The following is a 21,639-nucleotide window of genomic DNA, read 5'->3' as shown; positions in this document are numbered from 1 at the left end:
ACCCTCGCTGGGAAATGCCATGCCATCACCCGTGCCACCGCCCACGTCGGAGACATCAACACAAACAGTCAATGGTTATCAGTTGCTGGTAGCGCTGCTGCTTATGCCATTGGCAAGCGCTTTAGCGGTGGCTAGCTGGGCCCTTTATGCTCTACTCGCAAAGCAGCCTGTCTATGTGCTGGTACCGTTGATGAGTGGTGTGCTGTTGGCGTGGCCGGCCTGGTATATCGCGAAATGGGGCGACATCTGCCGCTTAATGCAGTGGCTATTGTTGGGGCTAGCGTTGGCGCTGGGCGGATTTGGGTTGGCTAGCCAACCTTGGGAGTTTTTGATGGTGGGGGCTGGACTTGGATTGGGAGGTTCGGTGATTACAACAGGCATCGCCCACGCTCAAGGCTGGATGCCTGGTCGCTGGGTATGTCTTTGTATCGCCCTTTGTGTGGCTTTAGCGGCAGGCTTAGGGCTTTCCCTGCGCATGGCTCCTCTGGTAGTCCAGGCCTATGGTTGGCGTGCGGCGCCACTTAGTCTGTTGATCCCTTTGTTTATGGTAATGCTGCTGCTGTGGCTTTTCGCAGAGTCACCCGAGTAACACCACCTATTACTCTTAACTACTCGTTCTTCATTTTTGTCTACTGATTCTTAACTACTAGCGATAAGGCCCATTTTATGACCACAGTTGTTATGACCACCGATTTTATGACTATAGCCACGTTTGCCGATTTACTACAGGAGGCGCGTAAACAACCTAAGCTCCAGCGCCTACTGTTTGTGTTTGTTCGCGCAGAGCTGCCTGATTTCCCTGATGCTGACCAGCGTCGTCGCTTCGAACAGGGTGAAGGAGGAGTGTTGGTGCCTGTGGTATGCGTAGATAAGTCGACGGAGGAATTGACCAGTATGGCGGCGTTGGTCGATGAGTCTCGCCGTACCGAGATTGAATGGGATCTAGTCTTCACCGCTGCCATGGACGACCCAAAAGATGATGCCGAGATTGAGCGGCAGCTCCAGCACATGATGCAGTCGCTGCAAATGGGTAATATCACCGCCTATCTTGCCTTCGATCATCACGGCAATGCGGTTAATGTTGGCTAGGGGCCGGTACCATGGAGCACTATTTCCTTATCAAACACCTGCACATGACGGCCGCTGCGCTGAGTATTACGTTTTTCGTAGTGCGCGCCTGGTGGTCGGTGCAAGAAAGTCCCCGACTCAACGCCCGTTGGGTCAAGGTGTTTCCCCATCTTATTGATACGGCTTTGCTGGGGCTGGGGGTGACTTTAATGGTATTACTTTCCGTATGGCCCTGGCAGCTTCCTTGGCTTGGCGCCAAGCTGCTAGCGCTGCTGGCCTATATTGGTGTTGGCACCATTGCGATTAAACGCGGGGCAACGCCAGCGGTTCGAGCCCTAGCCGCGGTAGTGGCAGTGGCCATCTTTACCTATATGGTGGGGGCTGCTGTTCATCACAGCCCTTTATCCTGGTTGGCCTGAGAGGCTTGGCTCTTATCTCGAAATGATAACCCTAACTGAGCATTATTAAGCTGCGCCGAGCGGGCGTGAAGGACCAAAGTGCTCGAAGTGTCGGCGATCCTCGTCGACCCCCAGTTCAGACAAAGCGCTGTTAATCGCTGTCATAAACCCTTGAGGGCCGACGAAATAGCAGCGTGTCTTAAGGTCAGGCAGGTAGTGAGCTAATAAGCTGCGGTCGATACGACCAATATGCTCGGCTTCGTTGCCGCGTTCATGAATGCGGACAGCCTGAAGGTGTTGAGGATACTCGCTCTGCAGCGCCTCTAGTTCGCCTTTAAAAGCCTGATGCTCGGCATCCAAGGCAGCGTGTAGATAGGTGACTTGTCGTCCAAGGGACAAAGCATGGCGTGCCATGGGGAGTAGAGGTGTTTGACCAACGCCGCCACTGGCAAGCAGTAGGGGCTCGTCACCCTCAACCAAGGTAAGGTCACCCGCTGGTGGTAACAGTTCCAGGGTATCGCCTGGTTGTAAGACATCATGGAAATGGCGGCTGACTTGGCCCTGTTCTTCGCGTTTGATCGAGATTCGGTAGCTTCGACCGTTCGGTGTGTCCGAAAGGCTGTAATGCCGATAGACCAGTTCGCCGTTAATGGTCAAACGTACGCCGATATATTGACCTGGCTCATGGTCAGCCACGCGCTCCCCATCCTCGGGCTCAAGAATAAAAGAGCGAATTAAAGCACTTTCCTGCTGGGTGCTGGCAATCTTGAAACGGCGTGTACCCCGCCAGCCGCCCGGGCGCTGCTCAAACTCACGATAACGCTGGTCTTCGAGGTCGATGAGAAGGGCGGCGAGTTCGTTATACAGAGCGCCCCAGGCATCGGCTATTTCTGGTGTCACAGCATCACCGAGCACTTCGCCAATGGCGGCTAGCAGACACTCACCGACAATAGGGTACTGCTCAGGAAGAATGCCTAACGAGACGTGTTTGCTGACCACAACATCAAGGGTTGCGCGCGCTTGAGCAGGGTTGCTGCGCAATTGAACATAGGCCAACACGGCGTTGGCGAGAGCACGAGGCTGGCCGCCGCTTTGCTGGTGTACCTCATTAAAAAGCGGTTTGACCTCTGGATAGCGGCTAAACATCAGCGGGTAGAAGCGCTGGGTAATCGCATTCAGGTGTTCGGCCACGACGGGAGCGGTCGCGTTGATTAGTGTTTCTTGCTCATGAGTTAGCACTGTTTTTCCCTCGCCACATTAAGGTGCATTAAAAATGCATCTTAATGATATGGGTCTACAAAAGCTAGCTATAAGATGTATTTTTGATGCATGTCATGGTCTTTGTTGATGTCTAGGCGCACACTCATATTTCCAAGTAAATTAGTCGGGATTACGCCATGCCAACGACCACCTCATCCCAGCCTGCTTCTAAGCTTGAGCATTTACCCTTAATGCGCCTGGCGTTCAGGCCTTTCTTTCTGCTGGCCGCGCTGTTTAGTGTGGTGTCCCTCTTGGTGTGGTTGGCCTTCTGGCACGGCACTATTTTGCTGCGACCTTATAGCGGTCTGGTGTTCTGGCATCAGCATGAAATGTTGTTTGGCTTTGCCGCGGCGGTGGTAGCGGGGTTTTTACTAACCGCTGTGCGTAACTGGACAGGATTGCCGAGTTTAAACGGAGGGCCGCTACTGGGTCTGGTGGTGCTATGGCTATTAGGTAGGGTGCTGATGGCTTTCCCCATGGGGCTGCCGGAGTGGATGCTGCTGACGGTTGACCTTGCATTTCTGCCAGTAGTTGCCGTGGTTATGGCGCGTCTCGTTATCACCGCAAAGCGTTGGCGCAACTTGATCTTTGCACCTGTGCTGTTGCTGTTTGCCATTGCTAATCTGGCGATGCACTTAGGAGTCATGCAAGGTGATGCCGACCTGATCCGCCAAGCTGCCTACTTAGCCGTGCTGTTAATTACACTGATGATGACAGTCATTGGCGGGCGTGTGATTGCCATGTTTACCGCCAATCGTTTGAGCCGCACCAAGCCTGAACCTATTCCTTTACTCGAAGGAGTGACGCTGGCTAGCACGGCTGGCGTAGTCATGCTGCAGCTGGTTGTCTTACAAGGAGTTGCCATGCCTGCTTCATTAATGGCGGGGGTGATGTTCTTAGCGGCGTTGGCTAATAGTGTTCGCATGGCGCGCTGGGGTGGGGTGCATAGTTGGCGCGAACCTTTACTTTGGGGGCTCCACGGTAGCTATGCCTGCATTCCGCTAGGACTAATCATGTGGGGCTTGGCACTTATGGGGCTGATGCGCGTTGAACTTGCCGTGCACGCTCTGACCATTGGCGGCATGGGCACCATGATGCTAGCCATGATGGCCAGGGTTTCGCTAGGTCATACGGGCCGCCCCATACGCACATTGCCTGGTATTGGTGTAGCACTGGGCTTAATGCTAATGGCCGCCTTAATGCGCTCACCCGTTTTGGTGTTATTTCCCCAGATCACCCACTGGACTTACACGCTGAGCATCATCTTCTGGTGCTTGGCCTATGCAATATTCCTCATGCACTACACGTTGCCGTTGATGCAGGCGCGAGTCGATGGGCAGGATGGCTAGTGTGTGCTAAGCGCTGACGGTAGGAATGCGCATAAGCTGCGCCAGTTGAGATTGTTGATTGCCTAGTAGGTCGGCCAACGTATAGTGGTCCAGCACACCTATAAATGCTGACAGTGCATCATTAAGAATCGGTTGAAGGCGACATGCAGGCGTAATGATGCAGGCATTGTCGCTATGAAAGCACTCCACTAACGCCATGTCATGCTCCATCTCGCGTACTAGCTCCCCTAACCCAATGGTGGCGGGGTCCCGCGTCAGCAGTAAGCCGCCATTCTTGCCACGAATGGCGGTAACGTAGTTCTTTTGACTTAGCTCTTGAACAATTTTCATCAAATGATTGCGTGAGATATTAAACGTCTCGGCAATCTCGTGAATGGTAGAGCGCTCCTCTCCCTTGGTAGCAAGAAAGATCAATACGCGTATCGAATAATCAGTGAATCGGGTGAGGTGCATGGAGTGCGTTTTGCTCCGAGAGTAATCCAACTATAAAAAGCATGTTGTATGAATGTTCAGTGAGTTGCAATGTAAACGTAGTTGAAGGCCTGTGAGCATATTCCGCTCCGCTACAGCTAGCATTCAAGCACGGTGTAATTTCAACAGCGCCAATCGTCTATTCCTTTACGTTGGCCGCTCTATCACCTTGGGGGTAGATAGGGTGTATATGGAGGTAATCACGCAGTAATTCCCTTGTCGATCACGCAGAATCCACTCCATGGAGCCCGCCTAGCGGGTACGCAAATTTCCGAGGAGCCTGGAGATCGACCATGAGTCACTTCATAGATCGGCTGAATTTCTTCCGTAAGTCCCGCGAGCCCTTTGCTAATGAGCATGGCGAATTACGCAGTGAATCCCGCCAGTGGGAAGATAGTTACCGTGCCCGGTGGCAACACGACAAAGTTGTCCGTAGCACCCACGGAGTGAACTGCACTGGCTCCTGCAGCTGGAAAATCTACGTTAAAAACGGTTTAGTTACCTGGGAAACCCAGCAGACTGACTACCCCCGTACCCGCCCAGACCTGCCCAACCATGAACCGCGTGGTTGCCCACGTGGTGCTAGCTACTCCTGGTATTTGTACAGTGCCAACCGCCTCAAGTACCCGTTGGTTCGCAAGCCGCTGCTGGCGCTATGGCGTGAAGCGCTCAAGGCTAACCCAGACCCGGTAGATGCCTGGGCGTCTATTGTCGAAGACCCCGCCAAGACCAAACAGTACAAGCGTGCTCGCGGCATGGGCGGCTTCGTGCGCGGTAACTGGGACGAGCTCAACGAGCTGGTCGCGGCCTCTAACGTTTACACCGCCAAGCAGTATGGCCCCGACCGGATCATTGGCTTCTCGCCGATTCCTGCCATGTCGATGGTCAGCTACGCCGCAGGTAGCCGCTACCTGTCGCTGATTGGTGGCGTCTGCATGAGCTTCTACGACTGGTATTGTGACTTGCCGCCGGCGTCACCGATGACCTGGGGCGAGCAGACTGACGTTCCCGAGTCCGCTGATTGGTACAACGCCGGCTACATTATCGCTTGGGGCTCCAACGTGCCCCAGACGCGTACCCCGGATGCCCACTTCTTTACCGAAGTGCGCTACAAGGGCACCAAGACGGTTTCGATCACCCCGGACTATGCCGAAGTCTCCAAGCTGACCGACGAGTGGCTTTCCGCCAAGCAGGGCACCGATGCCGCCCTGGCGATGGCCATGGGGCACGTGATCCTCAAGGAATTCCACCTTGAGAACCCCAGCGCCTATTTCACCGACTATGTGCGCCGCTATACCGACATGCCGTTCCTGGTGGAACTGGAAGTGCGTGAAGATGGCAGCTTCGCACCGGGTCGCCAGCTGCGTGCCAGTGATTTTGATGCTGCCCTGGGCCAGGAAAACAATCCCGAGTGGAAAACCGTTGCCTGGGACGAAACCCGTGACCAGTTGGTGGTGCCGCGCGGCTCCATCGGTTTCCGCTGGGGCGAAACCGGTGATGAAGTGGGCAAGTGGAATCTGGAGTCGCTGGACGCCGCAGGCACTGAAATCAAGCCGTTACTAAGTTTGGCCAACCACCACGATAGCGTCGCGCGCGTGGCGTTCCCTTACTTCGGTGGCATCGAGCACGAGCACTTTGAACACGTCAAAGGGGCCGGTGTTGGCGCCGCCGATGACCTACTGTTCCACAATTTGCCCGCCAAACGGCTTAAGAGAGCCGATGGCAGCGACATGCTGGCGGTCACCGTTTTTGATCTGATGTGTGCCAACTACGGTATCGACCGTGGCTTTGTCGGCGACGGCGAAGATGATGGCGCGACCTCGTTTGATCAGATCCGCCCCTATACCCCCGCGTGGCAGGAGAAAATCACCGGTGTCCCAGCAGAGCAGTGCACCCGCATTGCTCGAGAGTTCGCTGACAATGCCCATAAAACCAACGGCCGTAGCATGATCATCGTTGGTGCCGGTATGAACCACTGGTACCACATGGACATGAACTACCGCGGTCTGATTAACATGCTGGTCATGTGTGGTTGTATCGGCCAGAGCGGCGGCGGCTGGGCTCACTATGTAGGTCAGGAAAAACTGCGCCCGCAGACTGGCTGGACGCCGTTGGCCTTTGGCCTCGACTGGCAGCGCCCGCCGCGCCACATGAACTCTACTTCCTTCTTCTATAGTCACTCCTCCCAGTGGCGCTACGAGAAGCTTGAGATTAAAGAAATTCTTTCGCCGTTGGCCAAGGCCGAGGATTACCCCGGTAGCCTGATCGACTTTAACGTGCGTGCTGAGCGCATGGGCTGGCTGCCGTCAGCACCACAGCTGGACACTAACCCGCTACGCCTAGCGAAAAAAGCCGAAGCCGCGGTTATGTCGACAGCCGACTATGCCGTTGCGCAGCTTAAGAGCGGTGAGCTGCGCTTTGCCGCGGAAGACCCGGATGCGCCAGAGAACTTCCCGCGCAATATGTTCATCTGGCGCTCCAACCTGCTGGGTAGTTCCGGTAAGGGCCATGAGTACATGCTCAAGTACCTGCTGGGTACTCGCCACGGTATTCAGGGTAAAGATCTGGGCGACTTCGGCGGCCAGAAGCCCGAAGAAGTCGTATGGCGTGACGAGGCGCCGGAAGGCAAGCTCGACCTGCTGGTGACGCTGGATTTCCGCATGTCCACCACCTGCCTCTACTCGGATATCGTGCTGCCTACGGCGACCTGGTATGAGAAGGACGACCTTAACACTTCTGACATGCACCCCTTTATTCACCCCTTGACTGCCGCCACCGACCCAGCCTGGGAATCGCGCAGCGACTGGGATATTTACAAGGGCATTGCCAAAGCATTCTCCAAGGTGTGTGTAGGCCACCTGGGCGAAGAGACCGACCTGGTCACGCTGCCGATGCAGCACGACTCGCCAGGAGAGTTGGCCCAGCCGGCGGTGATGGATTGGAAGAAGGGCGAATGCGCGCCAATTCCCGGCAAGACCATGCCATCGCTGATTGAAGTCAAGCGCAACTATCCCGAAACCTATGAGCGCTTCACCTCTGTAGGGCCACTTCTGGAAAGCATCGGTAACGGCGGCAAGGGCATCGCTTGGAATACCGATGCGGAAGTCGAGCTGCTGGGCAAACTTAACCATCGCAAGCTGGATGGCCCACATAAAGGCCGCCCGTTAATTGACAGCGCTATCGATGCCGCCGAGATGATTCTGACCCTGGCACCGGAAACCAATGGCGCCGTGGCAGTAAAAGCGTGGGATGCGCTTTCCAAGATTACCGGGCGTGATCACACCCACCTGGCGAGGCCCAAGTTTGATGAAAAAATTCGCTTTCGCGATGTTGTCGCCCAGCCGCGCAAGATTATCTCCAGCCCGACCTGGTCTGGCCTTGAGGATGAGCATGTTTCCTATAACGCCGGTTACACCAACGTTCACGAGCTGATTCCATGGCGCACCGTGAGTGGTCGTCAGCAGTTCTATCAGGATCATGCCTGGATGCGCGCTTTCGGTGAAAGCCTGCTGGTCTATCGCCCACCCATCGATACCAAGGCGGCCAAAGGCTTCCAGCTTCCCGCCGACAACGGCTTCAAGAGCAAGGCGCTGAACTTCCTCACGCCGCACCAGAAGTGGGGCATTCACTCCACTTACTCGGACAACCTGCTGATGTTGACGCTTAACCGAGGCGGCCCGGTGGTGTGGCTCTCCGAGGTAGACGCGGCTGAGATCGATATCGAGGACAACGACTGGATCGAGGTCTACAACGCCAACGGCTCGATTGCCGCGCGGGCAGTGGTCAGCCAGCGGGTCAAAGCGGGCATGGTGATGATGTACCACGCCCAGGAGCGCAACGTGAACGTCCCTGGCTCTGAGGTCACCGGTACGCGGGGCGGTATTCACAACTCGGTCACCCGTGTCTGCCCCAAGCCAACCCATATGATCGGCGGCTACGCGCAGCTCTCTTACAGTTTTAATTACTACGGCACCGTCGGCTCAAACCGCGATGAGTTCGTGTTAGTGCGCAAGATGAAACACGTTGACTGGCTGGATGGTGAAGGCAATGACAGTGTTCAGGAGAACGTGGCTCTTAAGAACAGTGCTCTCAAGAACAGTGCTCAGGAGGCCGTGAAATGAAGATTCGTTCCCAGGTAGGCATGGTTCTCAACCTTGATAAGTGTATCGGTTGCCACACCTGTTCGGTGACCTGCAAAAATGTCTGGACCAGTCGCGAAGGTATGGAGTACGCCTGGTTCAACAATGTCGAGACGAAGCCCGGTATCGGCTATCCCAAAGAGTGGGAGAACCAGGCCAAGTGGAAGGGCGGCTGGATGCGCCGTAACGACGGTCGGATTGAACCGCGTATTGGTGGCAAATGGCGGGTGCTGGCGAATATCTTCGCCAACCCCGACCTGCCTGAAATGGATGACTACTATGAGCCGTTCGCGTTCGACTACCAACACCTGCATACCGCCAAGATCGGTGAGCACCAGCCGGTGGCGCGTCCGCGCTCGCTGATTTCCGGTCAGCGTATGAAAAAGATCGAATGGGGTCCGAACTGGGAAGAGATTCTCGGCACCGAGTTTGCCAAGCGGCGCAAAGACGCCAACTTCGAAAAGGTGCAGGCAGATATTTACGGCCAGTTCGAAAACACCTTCATGATGTATCTGCCGCGCCTGTGCGAGCACTGCTTGAACCCCACCTGCGTCGCCTCCTGCCCGAGCGGTGCAATCTACAAGCGGGAAGAGGATGGCATCGTTCTAATCGACCAGGACAAGTGCCGTGGCTGGCGGATGTGTATCTCCGGCTGCCCCTACAAGAAGATCTACTACAACTGGAAAAGCGGTAAGTCCGAGAAGTGCATCTTCTGCTACCCGCGTATCGAGGCCGGTCAGCCGACCATCTGCTCCGAGACCTGTGTGGGCCGCATTCGCTATCTCGGCGTGCTGCTGTATGACGCTGATCGCATCGAGGAAGTGGCAAGCTCCCCGGATGAGCGTGACCTCTACCACCGCCAGTGCGAGATTTTCCTAGATCCCAACGATCCGGAAGTGATTGCCCAGGCCAAGCGGGATGGCATTCAGGATAACGTCATCAAAGCCGCCCAGGCCTCACCGGTTTACAAGATGGCTATCGACTGGGGGTTGGCGCTGCCACTGCACCCGGAATACCGCACGCTGCCGATGGTGTGGTACGTGCCGCCGCTGTCGCCGATTCAGTCCGCCGCTGAGGCGGGGCATGTCGAGTTTGACGGCATCCTGCCGAAGATTGAATCACTGCGTATCCCGGTGAAGTACCTGGCTAACCTGTTGACTGCCGGTGAAGAGGAGCCCGTGGTGTTGGCACTCAAGCGCTTAATGGCGATGCGTGTCTACATGCGCGGCAAGCACGTAGAGGGTGCCCCCAACGCCGACGTGCTCGATGCCGTGGGGCTGAGCGTCGCCCAAGTAGAGGAGATGTACCGCTACCTGGCCATTGCCAACTACGAGGATCGGTTTGTGATCCCCACCAGCCATCGGGAAATGGCCACCGAAGCCTTCCCGGAACGGGGAGGATGCGGCTTTACCTTTGGTGATGGTTGCCACGGTGAGAGCCAGCCCAACCTGTTTAATGGCCGTAAGCAGACCAGCGTGTTGGTGAAACCGGTAGAGGTCTTCGATCCGCAGCCACAACTTGAGGAGTCTCGTCATGACTGAAGCCGCTACCCAATCGCCGACCCCGGTAGAGCCGTCGTTCGAGCCGCTACAGGGTATGCGTAGCCTACGCGTACTGGCCCGCCTGCTCGATTACCCGACCCAGGAACTGCAGGATGCCTGCGGCGAACTCATCGAAATTCTCAATGCCGAGCGCCGCCTGGGGGCGGCTCTCAAGTCGTCACTAATGGAGTGGTGTCAGCGTCTCCAAGAGGGCGACCTGCTTGAGCTGCAGGCCGAGTACGTCGCCATGTTCGATAAGGGGCGGGCTACGTCGCTGCTGTTATTCGAACACGTACACGGTGAATCACGTGACCGTGGCCAGGCCATGGTGGATCTTATGGCCGAGTACAGCGCGGCCGGTTTCGAGCTGGATGCCCGTGAACTGCCCGATCATCTACCGGTATTTCTTGAATACCTTTCAATGTGCGACGACGCCGAGATTGGCCGCTGGCTGGGCGAAATACGCCATATCCTGGCGTTGCTGACGGCACGGCTGGAGGAGCGGGGAGCGGATCACGCGCTGGTACCGCTGTCACTATTGGCATTAATCGGCGCCGAGGGAGATGTCGAGGAGCATCGGCCCCAGGTCAAAAAAGAAGCGCCGGACAACACCCCCGAAGCATTAGACGCTGTATGGGAAGAAGAAGCGGTGCGTTTCTCAGCGACCTCTGATGAGGATTGTGCGCTGCAGTCTGCTGAAGGTCGCCGACTGGCTGAGCGCAAACACACCGTTCAGAGCCAGCCGGTACGCATTATGCCTGCCCCGTCTTTAAATGCCTCTTCCGCTCCTTCCGCCGATCGTTAATAGGAGAATCACCATGTATGACGCGATTGCGCATTATTTAACCCATCTGATCTACGGTTACTACCCCTATCTCGCTGGCACGGTGTTCCTGCTTGGCAGCCTGCTCCGCTTCGATCATGGTCAGTACACCTGGAAGACCGGTTCTAGCCAGATGCTCTCTTCAAAGAATATGCGCCTGGGCAGCAACCTGTTTCATATCGGTATTATCGTGATTTTCTTCGGCCATCTGGTAGGCATGCTCACACCGCACTGGGTTTACGCGCCGTTTCTGCACGCCGGTACTAAACAGCTAGTGGCTATCGTGGTGGGCGGTATTGCCGGTGTCATGTGCCTGGTGGGCGGTGCCATGCTGCTATATCGGCGCATCTTTAATCCACGCGTGCGTCAATCTTCCAGCTTGATGGATACCCTGATCCTGGGGTTGATCGTTTTGCAGGCGGGCCTTGGCATGGTGACCATCATCTTCTCGCTAGGCCATATGGACGGTGAAATGATGCTAACCCTCTCCAGCTGGGCACAGTCGATAGTCTTCTTCAGCGGCGGCGCAGCGGACTACATGCAGGAAGTGTCGTGGATCTACAAACTGCATATCTTTATCGGCTTAACCATCATCCTGTTGTTCCCTTTTACCCGCTTGGTGCATGTGTGGAGCGCGCCGTTTGGCTATGTAACCCGGCGCTATCAGCTTGTCCGCCGCCGCGGCTGAGAACAGCTCTCCGCACGCTCAGTTTTATATAGAGGAGAAATAACATGCAGATGATTGATATCGAACAGCTACCTGGGGGCGTCGCTGCGCCTCCGGTACGTGTCGGCGACACCCCTATTGATGAAGCAACGATTGCGTTAGAGATGCAGTATCACCCCGCCGAAACAGCGGGGGAGGCTCAGCTTCAGGCGGCCCGTGCGCTGGTGGTCCGAGAGCTGCTTCGCCAGCGTGCTAGCGTCCTGGGCCTACTATCGGCACAGGACGTTAGCGAAGCGCAGGAAGATGCGACGATTGCTGCCTTGCTGGAACAGGAGCTTGAGGTGCCGGAACCGGGGGAAGCAGATTGCCAGCGCTTTTTTGACACCCACCGAGAGCGCTTCAGTGAGCCGGTGCAGTTACGCGTTCGGCATATCCTGCTCGCGGCTGCACCCGATGACTCCCAGGGTCGCGACGACGCTTACCAGCTTGGTGAGAAGCTACTCGAACAGCTTAATGAGATACCCGAACGGTTTGCCGAATTTGCTCAACACCACTCCGTGTGCCCTTCAAAAGAGCTGGATGGTGATTTGGGTTGGCTAGTGTCGGGGCAAACCGTTCCAGAGTTGGATCGCGCTTTGCAGCACCTGCCCGCAGGTCTCCATGAGCGCCCCTTGGCGTCTCGCTATGGCTGGCATGTGGTCAGTATTGACGAACGAAAAGAAGGCCGGACGTTACCTTTCGATCAGGTTATCGACCGAGTTCGCCATAGCCTACGGGAGCAGGCAACTCGACGTGCGCTGCGTCACTATTTGCTGATGTTAGAGAGCGAAATAGGCGTTGAAGGGATTGTGCTGGATGACGATGCTGGCGGCAGCTTGCTGCAATAGAGCAATAGAAACGCTAATAGGAGAGGCTTGATGTCCCATGTTCCCGTAGATGCACTTTTCACTCCGCTTGGCATCGCGGTGTTAACCGTTTCCGATACGCGTGGATTCGATGAGGATGGCAGTGGTGACTTACTCGCCGCGCATCTTATTGAAAGCGGCCATAACTTAATGGAGCGGCGCATCGTGCCTGATGATATTTATCAGGTTCGTGCTGTGGTTTCGGAATGGATTGCGCGTAACGAAATTCAGACGATCCTGGTGAATGGCGGTACGGGCTTCACTGCTCGCGATACCACACCTGAGGCGTTAGTTCCTCTTTTTGACAAAGCAATTGAGGGGTATGGCGAGCTGTTTCGCTACTACTCTCTGCAAACGATTGGCACGTCGACTATTCAATCTCGGGCGGTGGCCGGGGTTGCCAACCAGACTTTGTTGTTTGCGATGCCCGGTTCGCCCAAAGCATGTGAATTGGCGTGGGAAAAAATCATCTCATTGCAGTTGGACTCCCGCACTCGGCCCTGCAACTTTGTAGCAATGGTGTTGCCTTCTGCTCCTGCTTGTAGTGGTCGTCAAGTAGAAAAGACGTCGCATGTTTCGGAGCGCTTATGAACTGTCACTGCGCAGAAATAGTCACGCCCGGCTTGTTAAATTTATTTGATGCCCGCCAACGAGTTATTGGCGCAGCCACGCCGATTAATGCCGTAGAAAACGTCTCCCTTGACCAGTCGGCGGGGCGAGTGCTGGCAGAAACGGTGGTTGCATCTCTTGATATGCCAGGTGTGGACAATAGCGCTATGGATGGTTACGCGCTGTGTCTGGCTGATTACCAAGCGGCACCTCGCGGTGCAGGCCTGCCCATTCTTCAACGCGTGCCAGCTGGCGCAGGTGTCATGCTGCTACCCGAAGGGGGCTGCGCGCGTATTTTCACCGGCGCGCCGGTACCCATAGGGGCGGATATTGTGGTGCCTCAAGAGCGGGTAACCCTTGATAAGCGCGGGCATATACATCTTGAGGGTAGCTTGGTGCTAGGCGCTAATATTCGCCGTCAAGGCGAGGAGATCAGCATGGGAACCCCGCTACTCGCTGCGGGTAAGTTTCTTGATGCAGCGTCGATTGCGCTTCTGGCAAGCCACGGGATCAATATCGTTGCCGTCAAGCGGCGCCTAAGGGTGGCATTGCTCTCAACCGGCGATGAGCTGATTGCCCCAGGCACGGTGCGATCTCCGGGACAGGTATACGACAGCAATCGCGCCATGCTTAACGTACTGCTCGCACAAGCGCAGTGCGATGTACTGGATCTGGGCGTCATCGCTGATTCGCCACAGTCATTGCACCGGGCCTTTGAGCACGCACAAACCATTGCAGATGTGGTGATATGCACCGGTGGTGTTTCGGTAGGCGAGGAGGATCACGTTCGTCCGGTGATCGAGCAGCGCGGTGGGCTACATTTTCATGGTGTTGCGATGAAACCCGGAAAGCCCTTTGCATTCGGCTATCTAGGTGCTGAGCCTTCCACTTGCACACCGTTAATGGCACTGCCGGGTAATCCTGTGGCCTCGCTGGTGGGCTGGCAACTGCTGGCGCTGCCGTTTATTCATGCTATGCAGGGTCGGCACTTAGCTGCGCTACAGTGTTTTCCAGTAATAGCGGGCTTCTCTCAGCGTGGGCCCAAAGGGCGCTGCGAGCTATTACGGGTAGTGTTGGATTGGTCACAGGGGAGTCCCGTGGCGCAGTTAGCAGGTGGGCAGGGCTCGCATATGCTTGGTGCGGCTAGCCAAGCTGATGGTTATTTAATGATTAACGCCGAAACCGATGTGGCAGAAGGGGAGGCGTATCACTACTACCCCATCAATCAGTTCGCCGCTTGAATCACTTTTCCAGCCGTGGCCACTGACCTTGGTAGTTTATAGGAGAGGGTATGTCTTCAGATCACAAGCCACACATACAGCTGGTTAGTTCTCAAGTAGAGGAGCCCTCACTATGAGCGTCTTGGTCGATGGATTTGGCCGTACGGTGCGTTACCTGCGTATATCGGTAACTGATCGTTGTGATTTTCGCTGTGTATATTGCATGGCCGAGGAGATGACTTTCCTGCCTCGAGCCCAATTGCTGACCCTTGAGGAAATAGCCACCCTTTCGCAGGCATTCGTCGAGCTGGGCGTGGAAAAAATCCGTCTAACTGGCGGTGAGCCGCTGGTAAGCCAGGGCGTGCTAACGCTAGTGCAAAAACTCGGTGAATTGGAGGGCCTGCGCGAGCTAGCTATGAGCACCAATGGCTCAGGGCTGGTCAAACATGCCGATGCTTTGCGCCAAGGCGGGCTACATCGGCTCAATATTAGCCTTGACTCGCTCAAGCCCGAGCGTTTTAAAGCATTAACCCGAACAGGTGACTTAAACCAAGTGATCGCGGGTATCCGTGCCGCACGCCGCGCTGGTTTTCAGTCGATTAAGCTCAACGCTGTATTGCTTAAGGGGCGTAATGACGACGAAATTATCGACTTGGTAAACTTTGCCCGGGATGAACAAGTCGATATCAGCTTTATCGAGGAGATGCCCCTGGGCGCTATCAGCGAGCATAACCGTGGTGAAACCTTTCTTTCCACTGATGCGGTACGCGAGACCATAGAAAACCATTATCAACTCCTACCCACCACCGAGAGCACCCTAGGGCCATCCCGTTATTATCGTATGGTAGACAGCCAGTCACGCATTGGCTTTATCTCTCCCCATAGCCACAATTTTTGTGCTGCTTGTAATCGTGTTCGAGTGACGGCGGAAGGACGGCTACTGCTTTGTTTGGGCAATGAGCACTCGGTGGATTTACGCGCTGTAATGCGGCGTTATCCAGGTGATATCCAGCGGCTTAAAGCCAGCATTGTGGCGGCAATGAAGAAAAAGCCAGAGCGCCATTACTTTACGACCGATGGTGAGGTTCAGGTTTTGCGGTTCATGAATGCAACTGGCGGTTAGTGCAGCATTGCCGAAAGCAGTTTTCACTTCAAACTGTATCTGCTTGATAGAGTCTAAGAAGTGATCTAAGTATATTTTTAAGATGAGGAGCTTCGGTGAAGAGGATTTTAAGATAGCCTATGAATCGACCTTCCTTAAGTTGGCATAAATTTCCTCTTGATTTCATCCATTTTTGCAGTGGTTCTGCGAAAGGATGCTTTGTCGTGTCCCGTTGTTAACTCTGTCTTCTTCGCATAAAAAAATTGCTCTAATTTTTCTTTAATTTTGAGCTTTTTTATGCGCTAAAATTCATTTGTCATAACGGGAAGCGAAGCATTACATTTGTTAGATTAATTGAATAGGACGAGTTTAGAATCGCTGCTATGCCCCAGGAATGATCAATAACCAAAAGAAGACAATTAATGACGCGTACTAAGCCATTTCAAGATGAGTTTTCCAGCAACAAACTGGCTATCTGGATTCAAGCACTTCGTCCGCGTACTTTGCCTGCAGCGTTAGGCCCCATTTTGCTAGGGCAGGCGTTAGTCCTGCCAAGCCATTTCTCCTGGCTCACCGCGTGCTTATGCTTAGTTAGTGCATTAGCGCTACAGCTTGCGGTTAATTTGGCCAATGATCTTTTTGATGGGCTTTCGGGCGTCGATCAGCACGATCGTTTAGGGCCAGCACGTGCACTTCAGTCTGGCTTGTTAGGAGTTAGTGAGCTGCGGATAGGACTGCTGCTAATGCTAGGAATTGCCTTAGTAACTGGCGTATGGCTGGCCACCTTTGGGCATTGGTTATTGTGGGTGTTTGGCGGGCTAGCGTTGCTTGGTGTGCTGGGTTACAGCGGTGGTAGAAGGCCCTATGCCAATCTGGGATTAGGAGAAGTGGCAGTCTGGCTGTTTTTTGGCCCAGTGGCCGTGTTGGGTAGCCTGCTGGCCCAACAAAGTCCAGTAAATGAAAGAGCCATCATCAGCGCATTGCTAATGGGACTACCCGTGGCTGCCATTTTGGTCGTTAATAATCTTCGTGACCGTTTTACTGATGCGCGGGCCGGTAAACGGACACTAGCAGTGCGTCTCGGACCACGAGCTAACCGATGGCTATTTAGTTTCTTAACGCTCGCCCCTTGGATAGTCTCACTGCCTTTAACAACAGACGTTTGGCGCTGGGCAGTATGGGGCTGCCTGGGCTTGATAGGCGTAGGATTAAATGTAGTGTTTTGGCAGCGAGATGGGGCGGCACTCAATCCTGTACTGGGAAAGGCAGCGCTCTATTCTTTAGCGATAGCCGTCTGGTTGATTTTACGTTTTGCGTAAGCAACAACACATGTGGATCAATAATTGCTGCTGTCCTGTTTTCTTTCAGTGCGTTTTTATTCACTGCAAAGAAGAGGGAAAGGGGCGGGTTAAAGAAGCCGCAGGTAGTAAGTTTCCAGTGAGCATTGTCATCGCGCTTGGGTTCTTGCCGCCTGCGAATAATTGGCTTAGTAATCGTGTGCGTGTGATGTTGTTAAGCTTTACTGGTTAATGTGGCAGGCTCGTTATTCTCAAGCCCTCGTCAGCCTGTTTTACTATCGATAAGGTTAAGCTGATCAACAGTGTTCTTTTAATTGGGCAATCCCCCTACAATCAATGTCGGTACTTAGGTTTTTACGCGTACTTTATTAATTAATTTTGATAAAGCAAAATTGCCAGCAATACTGTGGCAGTAAATAATACAATGTGTGTGCACGTATTTAGAAGGCTATCGAGGTTGCGTAAACAAGCTAGAGGTTTCATCCCGGTAACACTGACAAGGCAAATGTTTTATGCAGGCTATCGCAATCACCACATTACCGTTGTTGGTGCCTTTAGGTTATTGGCTGGGACTGGTGATTACGCTTATATGGGGAAGTCTTACTTGGAAAAAAACACAAAATTGGCGCTCTAGAGAGCATACGAGTAGGCGTGGTGACCACCTTTTATTCGTGTTGATCATCGGACTGGGTATGGTCGACTTGGTGATTGGCGTATGGCATGACAGTTTGCGGCAGGCGTTGCCGTTGGCTGGTGCCGCTTGGCTCGCTGCGCTGGTTGTGTTGATGGTTCGTGCTGTGACACCACGGCCTGCGGCATGGTGGGCGGGACTGGCATTAAGCGGGTTAGGGGCTGGCGGATGGGCTGCGTGGCAAAAATTTGGGGTTGGATTGACGCGAGCGACAGGGCACCCGCCGTTACACTCCATTTTCTTCGGTAATTTCGCGTTATTGAGCGCACTGCTATGTCTAGCTGGTTTTAGCTGGGCTTGGCATCAAAAAAGGTCGCGTTTTTGTTGGTTTTTACTGTTACTGGGAGGCGTCGCAGGCGGAGGGTTGGCATCGGCACTTTCAGGTACACGGGGTGGGTGGTTAGCCCTGCCATTAGCGATAGGGGTATTTTATTACAGTTATGCGCATCAGTGGCGAGCAGCATGGCGTTGGTTGGGTATTTGTTGTGTTGTGGCAGTGATAGTGTTGGCATATGTCATCCCGCAAAGCGGTGTAGAAAGGCGGGTGAATAAGGCGGTGGCTGATGTGCACCACTACATTGAGGGAACAGATATTGGTTCCGTAGGGGCTCGCTTGGAAATGTACCGTGGTGCCTTGTGGTTAATACGTGAGCACCCATTCATGGGCTACGGACATCAAGGCTATCAACCCGCAATGCAAGCGCTAGAAGCTAAAGGGGTTCTAAGCCCGAAATTAGGTAATTACTGGCATGCGCATAACGATCTACTTGATGCCTGGGTGCGGCGAGGGCTACTTGGTATGTTGATGGTGTTTGGGCTTTACCTTGTGTCTTTATGGCATTTTATCCCAGGTTTGCGCAGTGAAAATCCAGCGCATAAAACTATTTCTGTCGCTGGGGTACTGCTGACAGTTGCCTTTATCTGCTTTGGTTTGAGCTATTCTTTTTTCGCTTACCCAGCAGGTATAGCTGTATATATTAGCTGGATGGCTTTCCTATGGGTTCAGGTTCCTGAAAAATATTCACAAAATAGTCGCTATGTACACGCTAATTAAAACGATGGCGGCAATAATAGTGATGCCCATGGCCTTAATGACGATCACCTTTGTTACTGGGTGTGTGGTTCGTAAGCTTGGAAGGCATCGCTTAGGTAATCACCTGATTGTCGTCTCGATGGTTTTGTTACTGTTAGCAGCGTGGGCGCCAGTATCAGATAACCTCCTTAAGCCCTTAGAGACCCAATATGGGGCTTTGAAGGCTTGGCCAGAAAACACAGCAATAGATGCTGTAGTTGTGCTTGGAGGCGGGTGGCAACCAGACCAGCCTTGGTCAATAACTGGAAAGCTGGGTGACAGCTCGGGGCTACGTTTGATGGAGGGCCTTCGGCTTTGGTATTTGCGACCTGCGTTGCCGTTAATTGTCTCAGGAAGTGGTACAAATTCGGAAATGACGATAGCCCATGGTTATGCCGAAGCCGCTGAGTCGTTGGGCGTACCGCCAGGGCGGATAGTGAAGTTGGTATTGCCGAAAGATACGGCAGAAGAGGCCAGGGCAGTGAGGGCATTGCTCGGTGAAGGTGCCCACATCGTGTTAGTAACATCCGCATCGCATATGCCACGTGCAATGCAGCATTTCGAGCAAGTTGGTTTGTACCCCGTCGCGGCACCCACGCATTACCTAGTTGGGCATAGGCAAGGCGTCGCGTATTGGATACCTTCTGCACGTGAACTACGCAAAACCGAACGTGCTATTTACGAGGCTTTGGGTCTGCTTGCTATTCGGTGGGAACACTAAACACAATATTTTGAAGCCTCAATGTTTGGCCTTGTTAAGGAAGCAAGTAACTCATGTTCAAGCATATTTTGGTGGTTTGTACTGGCAATATCTGCCGTAGCCCTGTTGCTGAAGCCATCCTTAGGCAGCAACTTCCCAGCTATCAGATTAGTTCTGCCGGCTTAGGTGCGTTGCAAGGTGAGCCAGTGTCATCGTTTGCGCAACAGTTGGCTGAATCGGATGGCCTGGATGTTAGTCGCCACCGTGCACGCCAACTGACAGTGGCAATGATTCAGAAAGCAGATCTTATTTTAGTTATGACGGAAGGCCAACGTCGTGCTCTAGCTAAGCAAGCACCGCATGCGTTGGGTAAGACACTATTACTTGGGCGCTGGCTGAATAACGGTGAAGGACAGGATATTCCTGATCCTTTTAGAAAGACGTTAGAAGTCTTTGAGCATGTGCATACGCTATTAAAAGACGCGAGTCTTCTATGGGCTGAAAAACTCCCAAAAGCTTGACATAGATACTGTTCATGCCAAATAGGGTTTCCGCTCCTAAGCTTCGACGGCGGCCTGCTAGATTTCCCTCTGAGATTTTTCTTTCCTCTTTCCTCTTTCCTCTTTCGCTGAGTTTTATCTATGCAGCGAACGAATGTTAATAGTCTCATTGTTTTCTAATTAAGAACTTATACACGTAATGCCCCAACCATAAGCAAACCATATTTTTGTAACGTTTCTGTTACATAAGGCCCCAGCGTCTAGAAAACGCCATTTTCGATTATATAAGTATTGTAAACATATAATGACAATACTGTTAAATATTGTTTATGTTTTATAGGTTGTTGATTTTAAATAATAATATTTTGGAATGATACTGGTTTTCCTTTTTTTACGACCCTAATGACCTAGATTTTTTGCTGTTTTTACTACGGTATAAGCATGCCTTCCTGCTCAAAAATGTACTAGTTATTTCACCCTTCAGTAGTTATGTAAATAAAGTTAATCTTTTTGTATTCTTATGTAACATTAAAATTAATTACCGAGTTGGTAGTTATGCCTCGTGGAAAGACGCGATTGGCGTCGCCTTGGCAGTGTTCAATAAGGCTCTGGGAAATGCCTGATCAAAATCCTCGGGCGGTAGCGTGGCTAGACAAAAGCAAAGGGAGCAAGCATGAACAATTTCAATGAAGTAGAAACAGTGGAACCTAGAAGAAATCCAGTTCGACTAGCCCACTACCTCGTATTGATCGTGCTCCTGGGAGTCCTCAGTGGCTGCGCTATGGCCCCAGGTGGCCATATTGATGAGGATAACCTTGAGCAGTCGTTGGATGGGCGAGTAGATGTTGAGCAGATCACTCCCGATTTGGTGAATGCGATGTTTGAAAGGGATGCTTCATCACGGGTTCCGTCCCCAACATTGAACCCAGTGGCTCCTGGATACGAGTATCGGGTAGGGCCTGGTGATATTTTAAGTGTAATTGTCTATGACCATCCTGAGTTGACTATTCCTGCTGGTTCCGAGCGTTCTGCAGCGGAAACCGGTAATCGGATACGACCCAATGGCACTATGTTTTACCCCTATGTGGGGCGTGTAAGGGTAGAGGGAATGACGCTTGATGAAGTGCGTGACCTTATTACTCGACGTCTAGCCAATGTGATCAATGATCCGCAAGTGGAAGTTGGCATCGCAGCGTTTAATTCCCAAAAGGTCTATATCAGTGGCGCTGTCGCAAACCCTGGCACATTACCGCTAACCATTGTGCCGATGACGATTCTGGATGCTATCAGTGCAGTAGGCGGAGCGCGAGAAAATGCCGATTGGCGTAACGTGACGTTGAGCCGTAATGGTAGCGAAGAGCGCATTTCACTCTATGCAATGATGCGTCAGGGGGATATGACGCAGAATCGTTTGCTGCGTGATGGCGACTTGCTTCATGTCCCTACTATGGAGAACCAGAACGTCGTTGTGATGGGGCAGGTAACACGTCCTGGTGCAATCGCCCTTGGCAATGAACGGATCACCTTGACGGATGCATTAGGCAGGGCAGGTGGTGTGAACGAAAGCCGTGCTGAACCTTCAGGAATTTTTGTAGTGCGCGGTAACCCACCAGGTAGTGAAAAGTTCGCCACTGTTTATCAGTTAGATATCAGGGATGCTACACGGCTATTGCTGGGTACTCGCTTTCCTCTCCAGCCTCAGGATGTGGTGTACGTGACGTCAGCGCCATTGGCTCGTTGGAACTCGGTCATTTCTCTGCTGCTGCCATCAGTCAGTCTGCCGGGTAATGTTGTAACGGTAGCCAGTGATGCCAGCGAGCTTTAAG

General features: G+C 53.4%; 19 protein-coding genes. 17 read left to right on the top strand and 2 right to left on the bottom strand.

All coding sequences use genetic code 11. The annotated features are described in order from the left end of the window. The first annotated feature begins 19 nt into the window (after positions 1-19). From B6A39_RS10390 to B6A39_RS10380, 3 genes are all read left to right on the top strand, one after another. On the top strand, positions 20-589 hold the full coding sequence (locus tag B6A39_RS10390; protein ID WP_232318694.1) for a hypothetical protein: 570 nt from the start codon (positions 20-22) through the stop codon (positions 587-589). A gap of 77 nt (positions 590-666) precedes the next feature. Next, the gene (locus tag B6A39_RS10385; protein ID WP_232318693.1) at positions 667-1,089 is read left to right on the top strand and encodes a ribonucleotide reductase subunit alpha; all 423 of its coding nucleotides are present in this window, start codon (positions 667-669) and stop codon (positions 1,087-1,089) included. A gap of 11 nt (positions 1,090-1,100) precedes the next feature. After that, the gene (locus tag B6A39_RS10380) at positions 1,101-1,487 is read left to right on the top strand and encodes a SirB2 family protein (protein WP_083005096.1); all 387 of its coding nucleotides are present in this window, start codon (positions 1,101-1,103) and stop codon (positions 1,485-1,487) included. 45 nt (positions 1,488-1,532) lie between these two features. On the opposite strand, the gene hmpA is transcribed toward B6A39_RS10380, so the two are convergent. Beyond that, positions 1,533-2,705 carry an NO-inducible flavohemoprotein gene (hmpA, locus tag B6A39_RS10375; protein WP_083005093.1) on the bottom strand — a complete coding sequence of 391 codons (1,173 nt, stop codon included), beginning with the start codon at positions 2,703-2,705 and terminating at the stop codon, positions 1,533-1,535. 158 nt (positions 2,706-2,863) lie between these two features. Here hmpA and B6A39_RS10370 point away from each other — a divergent pair, with 158 nt between their 5' ends. Further along, the gene (locus B6A39_RS10370; protein ID WP_083005089.1) at positions 2,864-4,075 is read left to right on the top strand and encodes an NnrS family protein; all 1,212 of its coding nucleotides are present in this window, start codon (positions 2,864-2,866) and stop codon (positions 4,073-4,075) included. Between the two features lie 6 nt (positions 4,076-4,081). On the opposite strand, the gene B6A39_RS10365 is transcribed toward B6A39_RS10370, so the two are convergent. Further along, positions 4,082-4,528, bottom strand: coding sequence for an Rrf2 family transcriptional regulator (locus B6A39_RS10365; RefSeq protein WP_009724656.1), 447 nt, complete (start codon positions 4,526-4,528; stop codon positions 4,082-4,084). 311 nt (positions 4,529-4,839) lie between these two features. On the opposite strand from B6A39_RS10365, the gene B6A39_RS10360 reads away from it, so the two are divergent. The 13 genes from B6A39_RS10360 (at position 4,840) to B6A39_RS10300 (ending at position 21,638) form a co-directional block, all read left to right on the top strand. Then, on the top strand, positions 4,840-8,667 hold the full coding sequence (locus B6A39_RS10360; RefSeq protein ID WP_083005071.1) for a nitrate reductase subunit alpha: 3,828 nt from the start codon (positions 4,840-4,842) through the stop codon (positions 8,665-8,667). Continuing rightward, positions 8,664-10,226 (top strand): nitrate reductase subunit beta, encoded by a 1,563-nt coding sequence (narH, locus tag B6A39_RS10355; RefSeq protein WP_083005068.1) that lies wholly within the window; start codon positions 8,664-8,666, stop codon positions 10,224-10,226. The genes B6A39_RS10360 and narH overlap by 4 nt, the downstream gene beginning before the upstream one ends. Then, positions 10,219-11,031 carry a nitrate reductase molybdenum cofactor assembly chaperone gene (gene narJ / locus B6A39_RS10350; RefSeq protein WP_083005065.1) on the top strand — a complete coding sequence of 271 codons (813 nt, stop codon included), beginning with the start codon at positions 10,219-10,221 and terminating at the stop codon, positions 11,029-11,031. Before narH ends, narJ begins: the two co-directional genes overlap by 8 nt. A gap of 13 nt (positions 11,032-11,044) precedes the next feature. Next, positions 11,045-11,737: a respiratory nitrate reductase subunit gamma gene (gene narI / locus B6A39_RS10345; RefSeq protein ID WP_083005062.1), complete on the top strand. Its 693-nt coding sequence runs from the start codon at positions 11,045-11,047 to the stop codon at positions 11,735-11,737. 44 nt (positions 11,738-11,781) lie between these two features. Further along, positions 11,782-12,603, top strand: a complete 822-nt coding sequence (locus B6A39_RS10340; protein ID WP_083005059.1) for a peptidylprolyl isomerase — start codon at positions 11,782-11,784, stop codon at positions 12,601-12,603. Positions 12,604-12,633: 30 nt separating this feature from the next. Then, positions 12,634-13,212 carry a molybdenum cofactor biosynthesis protein B gene (gene moaB, locus B6A39_RS10335; RefSeq protein ID WP_083005056.1) on the top strand — a complete coding sequence of 193 codons (579 nt, stop codon included), beginning with the start codon at positions 12,634-12,636 and terminating at the stop codon, positions 13,210-13,212. After that, positions 13,209-14,471 (top strand): molybdopterin molybdotransferase MoeA, encoded by a 1,263-nt coding sequence (locus B6A39_RS10330; protein WP_083005053.1) that lies wholly within the window; start codon positions 13,209-13,211, stop codon positions 14,469-14,471. The genes moaB and B6A39_RS10330 overlap by 4 nt, the downstream gene beginning before the upstream one ends. A gap of 112 nt (positions 14,472-14,583) precedes the next feature. Further along, complete coding sequence (moaA, locus tag B6A39_RS10325) at positions 14,584-15,573, top strand: GTP 3',8-cyclase MoaA (RefSeq protein WP_083005051.1); 990 nt, start codon at positions 14,584-14,586, stop codon at positions 15,571-15,573. A gap of 401 nt (positions 15,574-15,974) precedes the next feature. Further along, positions 15,975-16,871 carry a 1,4-dihydroxy-2-naphthoate octaprenyltransferase gene (menA, locus tag B6A39_RS10320; RefSeq protein WP_083005047.1) on the top strand — a complete coding sequence of 299 codons (897 nt, stop codon included), beginning with the start codon at positions 15,975-15,977 and terminating at the stop codon, positions 16,869-16,871. Positions 16,872-17,362: 491 nt separating this feature from the next. Continuing rightward, the gene (locus B6A39_RS10315) at positions 17,363-18,595 is read left to right on the top strand and encodes an O-antigen ligase family protein (RefSeq protein WP_083005045.1); all 1,233 of its coding nucleotides are present in this window, start codon (positions 17,363-17,365) and stop codon (positions 18,593-18,595) included. A 28-nt stretch (positions 18,596-18,623) separates the two neighbouring features. After that, positions 18,624-19,334, top strand: coding sequence for an ElyC/SanA/YdcF family protein (locus B6A39_RS10310; protein ID WP_232318692.1), 711 nt, complete (start codon positions 18,624-18,626; stop codon positions 19,332-19,334). 53 nt (positions 19,335-19,387) lie between these two features. Next, on the top strand, positions 19,388-19,834 hold the full coding sequence (locus B6A39_RS10305) for a low molecular weight protein-tyrosine-phosphatase (RefSeq protein WP_083005039.1): 447 nt from the start codon (positions 19,388-19,390) through the stop codon (positions 19,832-19,834). Between the two features lie 652 nt (positions 19,835-20,486). Further along, positions 20,487-21,638 (top strand): polysaccharide export protein, encoded by a 1,152-nt coding sequence (locus tag B6A39_RS10300; RefSeq protein ID WP_083005036.1) that lies wholly within the window; start codon positions 20,487-20,489, stop codon positions 21,636-21,638. Position 21,639: the final 1 nt, after the last annotated feature.

It is taken from the genome of Halomonas sp. GT (assembly GCF_002082565.1).
GTDB lineage: Bacteria > Pseudomonadota > Gammaproteobacteria > Pseudomonadales > Halomonadaceae > Vreelandella.
The sequence above is the reverse complement of the archived record's forward strand: the minus strand, read 5'-3'. Positions and strand labels throughout refer to the sequence as shown.

Excerpts from the sequence above, each read along its gene's own strand:
- B6A39_RS10390 (WP_232318694.1), top strand. The coding sequence starts at position 20 with ATGCCATCACCCGTGCCACCGCCCACGTCGGAGACATCAACACAAACA.
- B6A39_RS10385 (WP_232318693.1), top strand. The coding sequence starts at position 667 with ATGACCACAGTTGTTATGACCACCGATTTTATGACTATAGCCACGTTT.
- B6A39_RS10380 (WP_083005096.1), top strand. The coding sequence starts at position 1,101 with ATGGAGCACTATTTCCTTATCAAACACCTGCACATGACGGCCGCTGCG.
- B6A39_RS10370 (WP_083005089.1), top strand. The coding sequence starts at position 2,864 with ATGCCAACGACCACCTCATCCCAGCCTGCTTCTAAGCTTGAGCATTTA.
- B6A39_RS10365 (WP_009724656.1), bottom strand. The coding sequence starts at position 4,528 with ATGCACCTCACCCGATTCACTGATTATTCGATACGCGTATTGATCTTT.
- B6A39_RS10360 (WP_083005071.1), top strand. The coding sequence starts at position 4,840 with ATGAGTCACTTCATAGATCGGCTGAATTTCTTCCGTAAGTCCCGCGAG.
- narH (WP_083005068.1), top strand. The coding sequence starts at position 8,664 with ATGAAGATTCGTTCCCAGGTAGGCATGGTTCTCAACCTTGATAAGTGT.
- narJ (WP_083005065.1), top strand. The coding sequence starts at position 10,219 with ATGACTGAAGCCGCTACCCAATCGCCGACCCCGGTAGAGCCGTCGTTC.
- narI (WP_083005062.1), top strand. The coding sequence starts at position 11,045 with ATGTATGACGCGATTGCGCATTATTTAACCCATCTGATCTACGGTTAC.
- B6A39_RS10340 (WP_083005059.1), top strand. The coding sequence starts at position 11,782 with ATGCAGATGATTGATATCGAACAGCTACCTGGGGGCGTCGCTGCGCCT.
- moaB (WP_083005056.1), top strand. The coding sequence starts at position 12,634 with ATGTCCCATGTTCCCGTAGATGCACTTTTCACTCCGCTTGGCATCGCG.
- B6A39_RS10330 (WP_083005053.1), top strand. The coding sequence starts at position 13,209 with ATGAACTGTCACTGCGCAGAAATAGTCACGCCCGGCTTGTTAAATTTA.
- moaA (WP_083005051.1), top strand. The coding sequence starts at position 14,584 with ATGAGCGTCTTGGTCGATGGATTTGGCCGTACGGTGCGTTACCTGCGT.
- menA (WP_083005047.1), top strand. The coding sequence starts at position 15,975 with ATGACGCGTACTAAGCCATTTCAAGATGAGTTTTCCAGCAACAAACTG.
- B6A39_RS10315 (WP_083005045.1), top strand. The coding sequence starts at position 17,363 with ATGCAGGCTATCGCAATCACCACATTACCGTTGTTGGTGCCTTTAGGT.
- B6A39_RS10310 (WP_232318692.1), top strand. The coding sequence starts at position 18,624 with ATGGCCTTAATGACGATCACCTTTGTTACTGGGTGTGTGGTTCGTAAG.
- B6A39_RS10305 (WP_083005039.1), top strand. The coding sequence starts at position 19,388 with ATGTTCAAGCATATTTTGGTGGTTTGTACTGGCAATATCTGCCGTAGC.
- B6A39_RS10300 (WP_083005036.1), top strand. The coding sequence starts at position 20,487 with ATGAACAATTTCAATGAAGTAGAAACAGTGGAACCTAGAAGAAATCCA.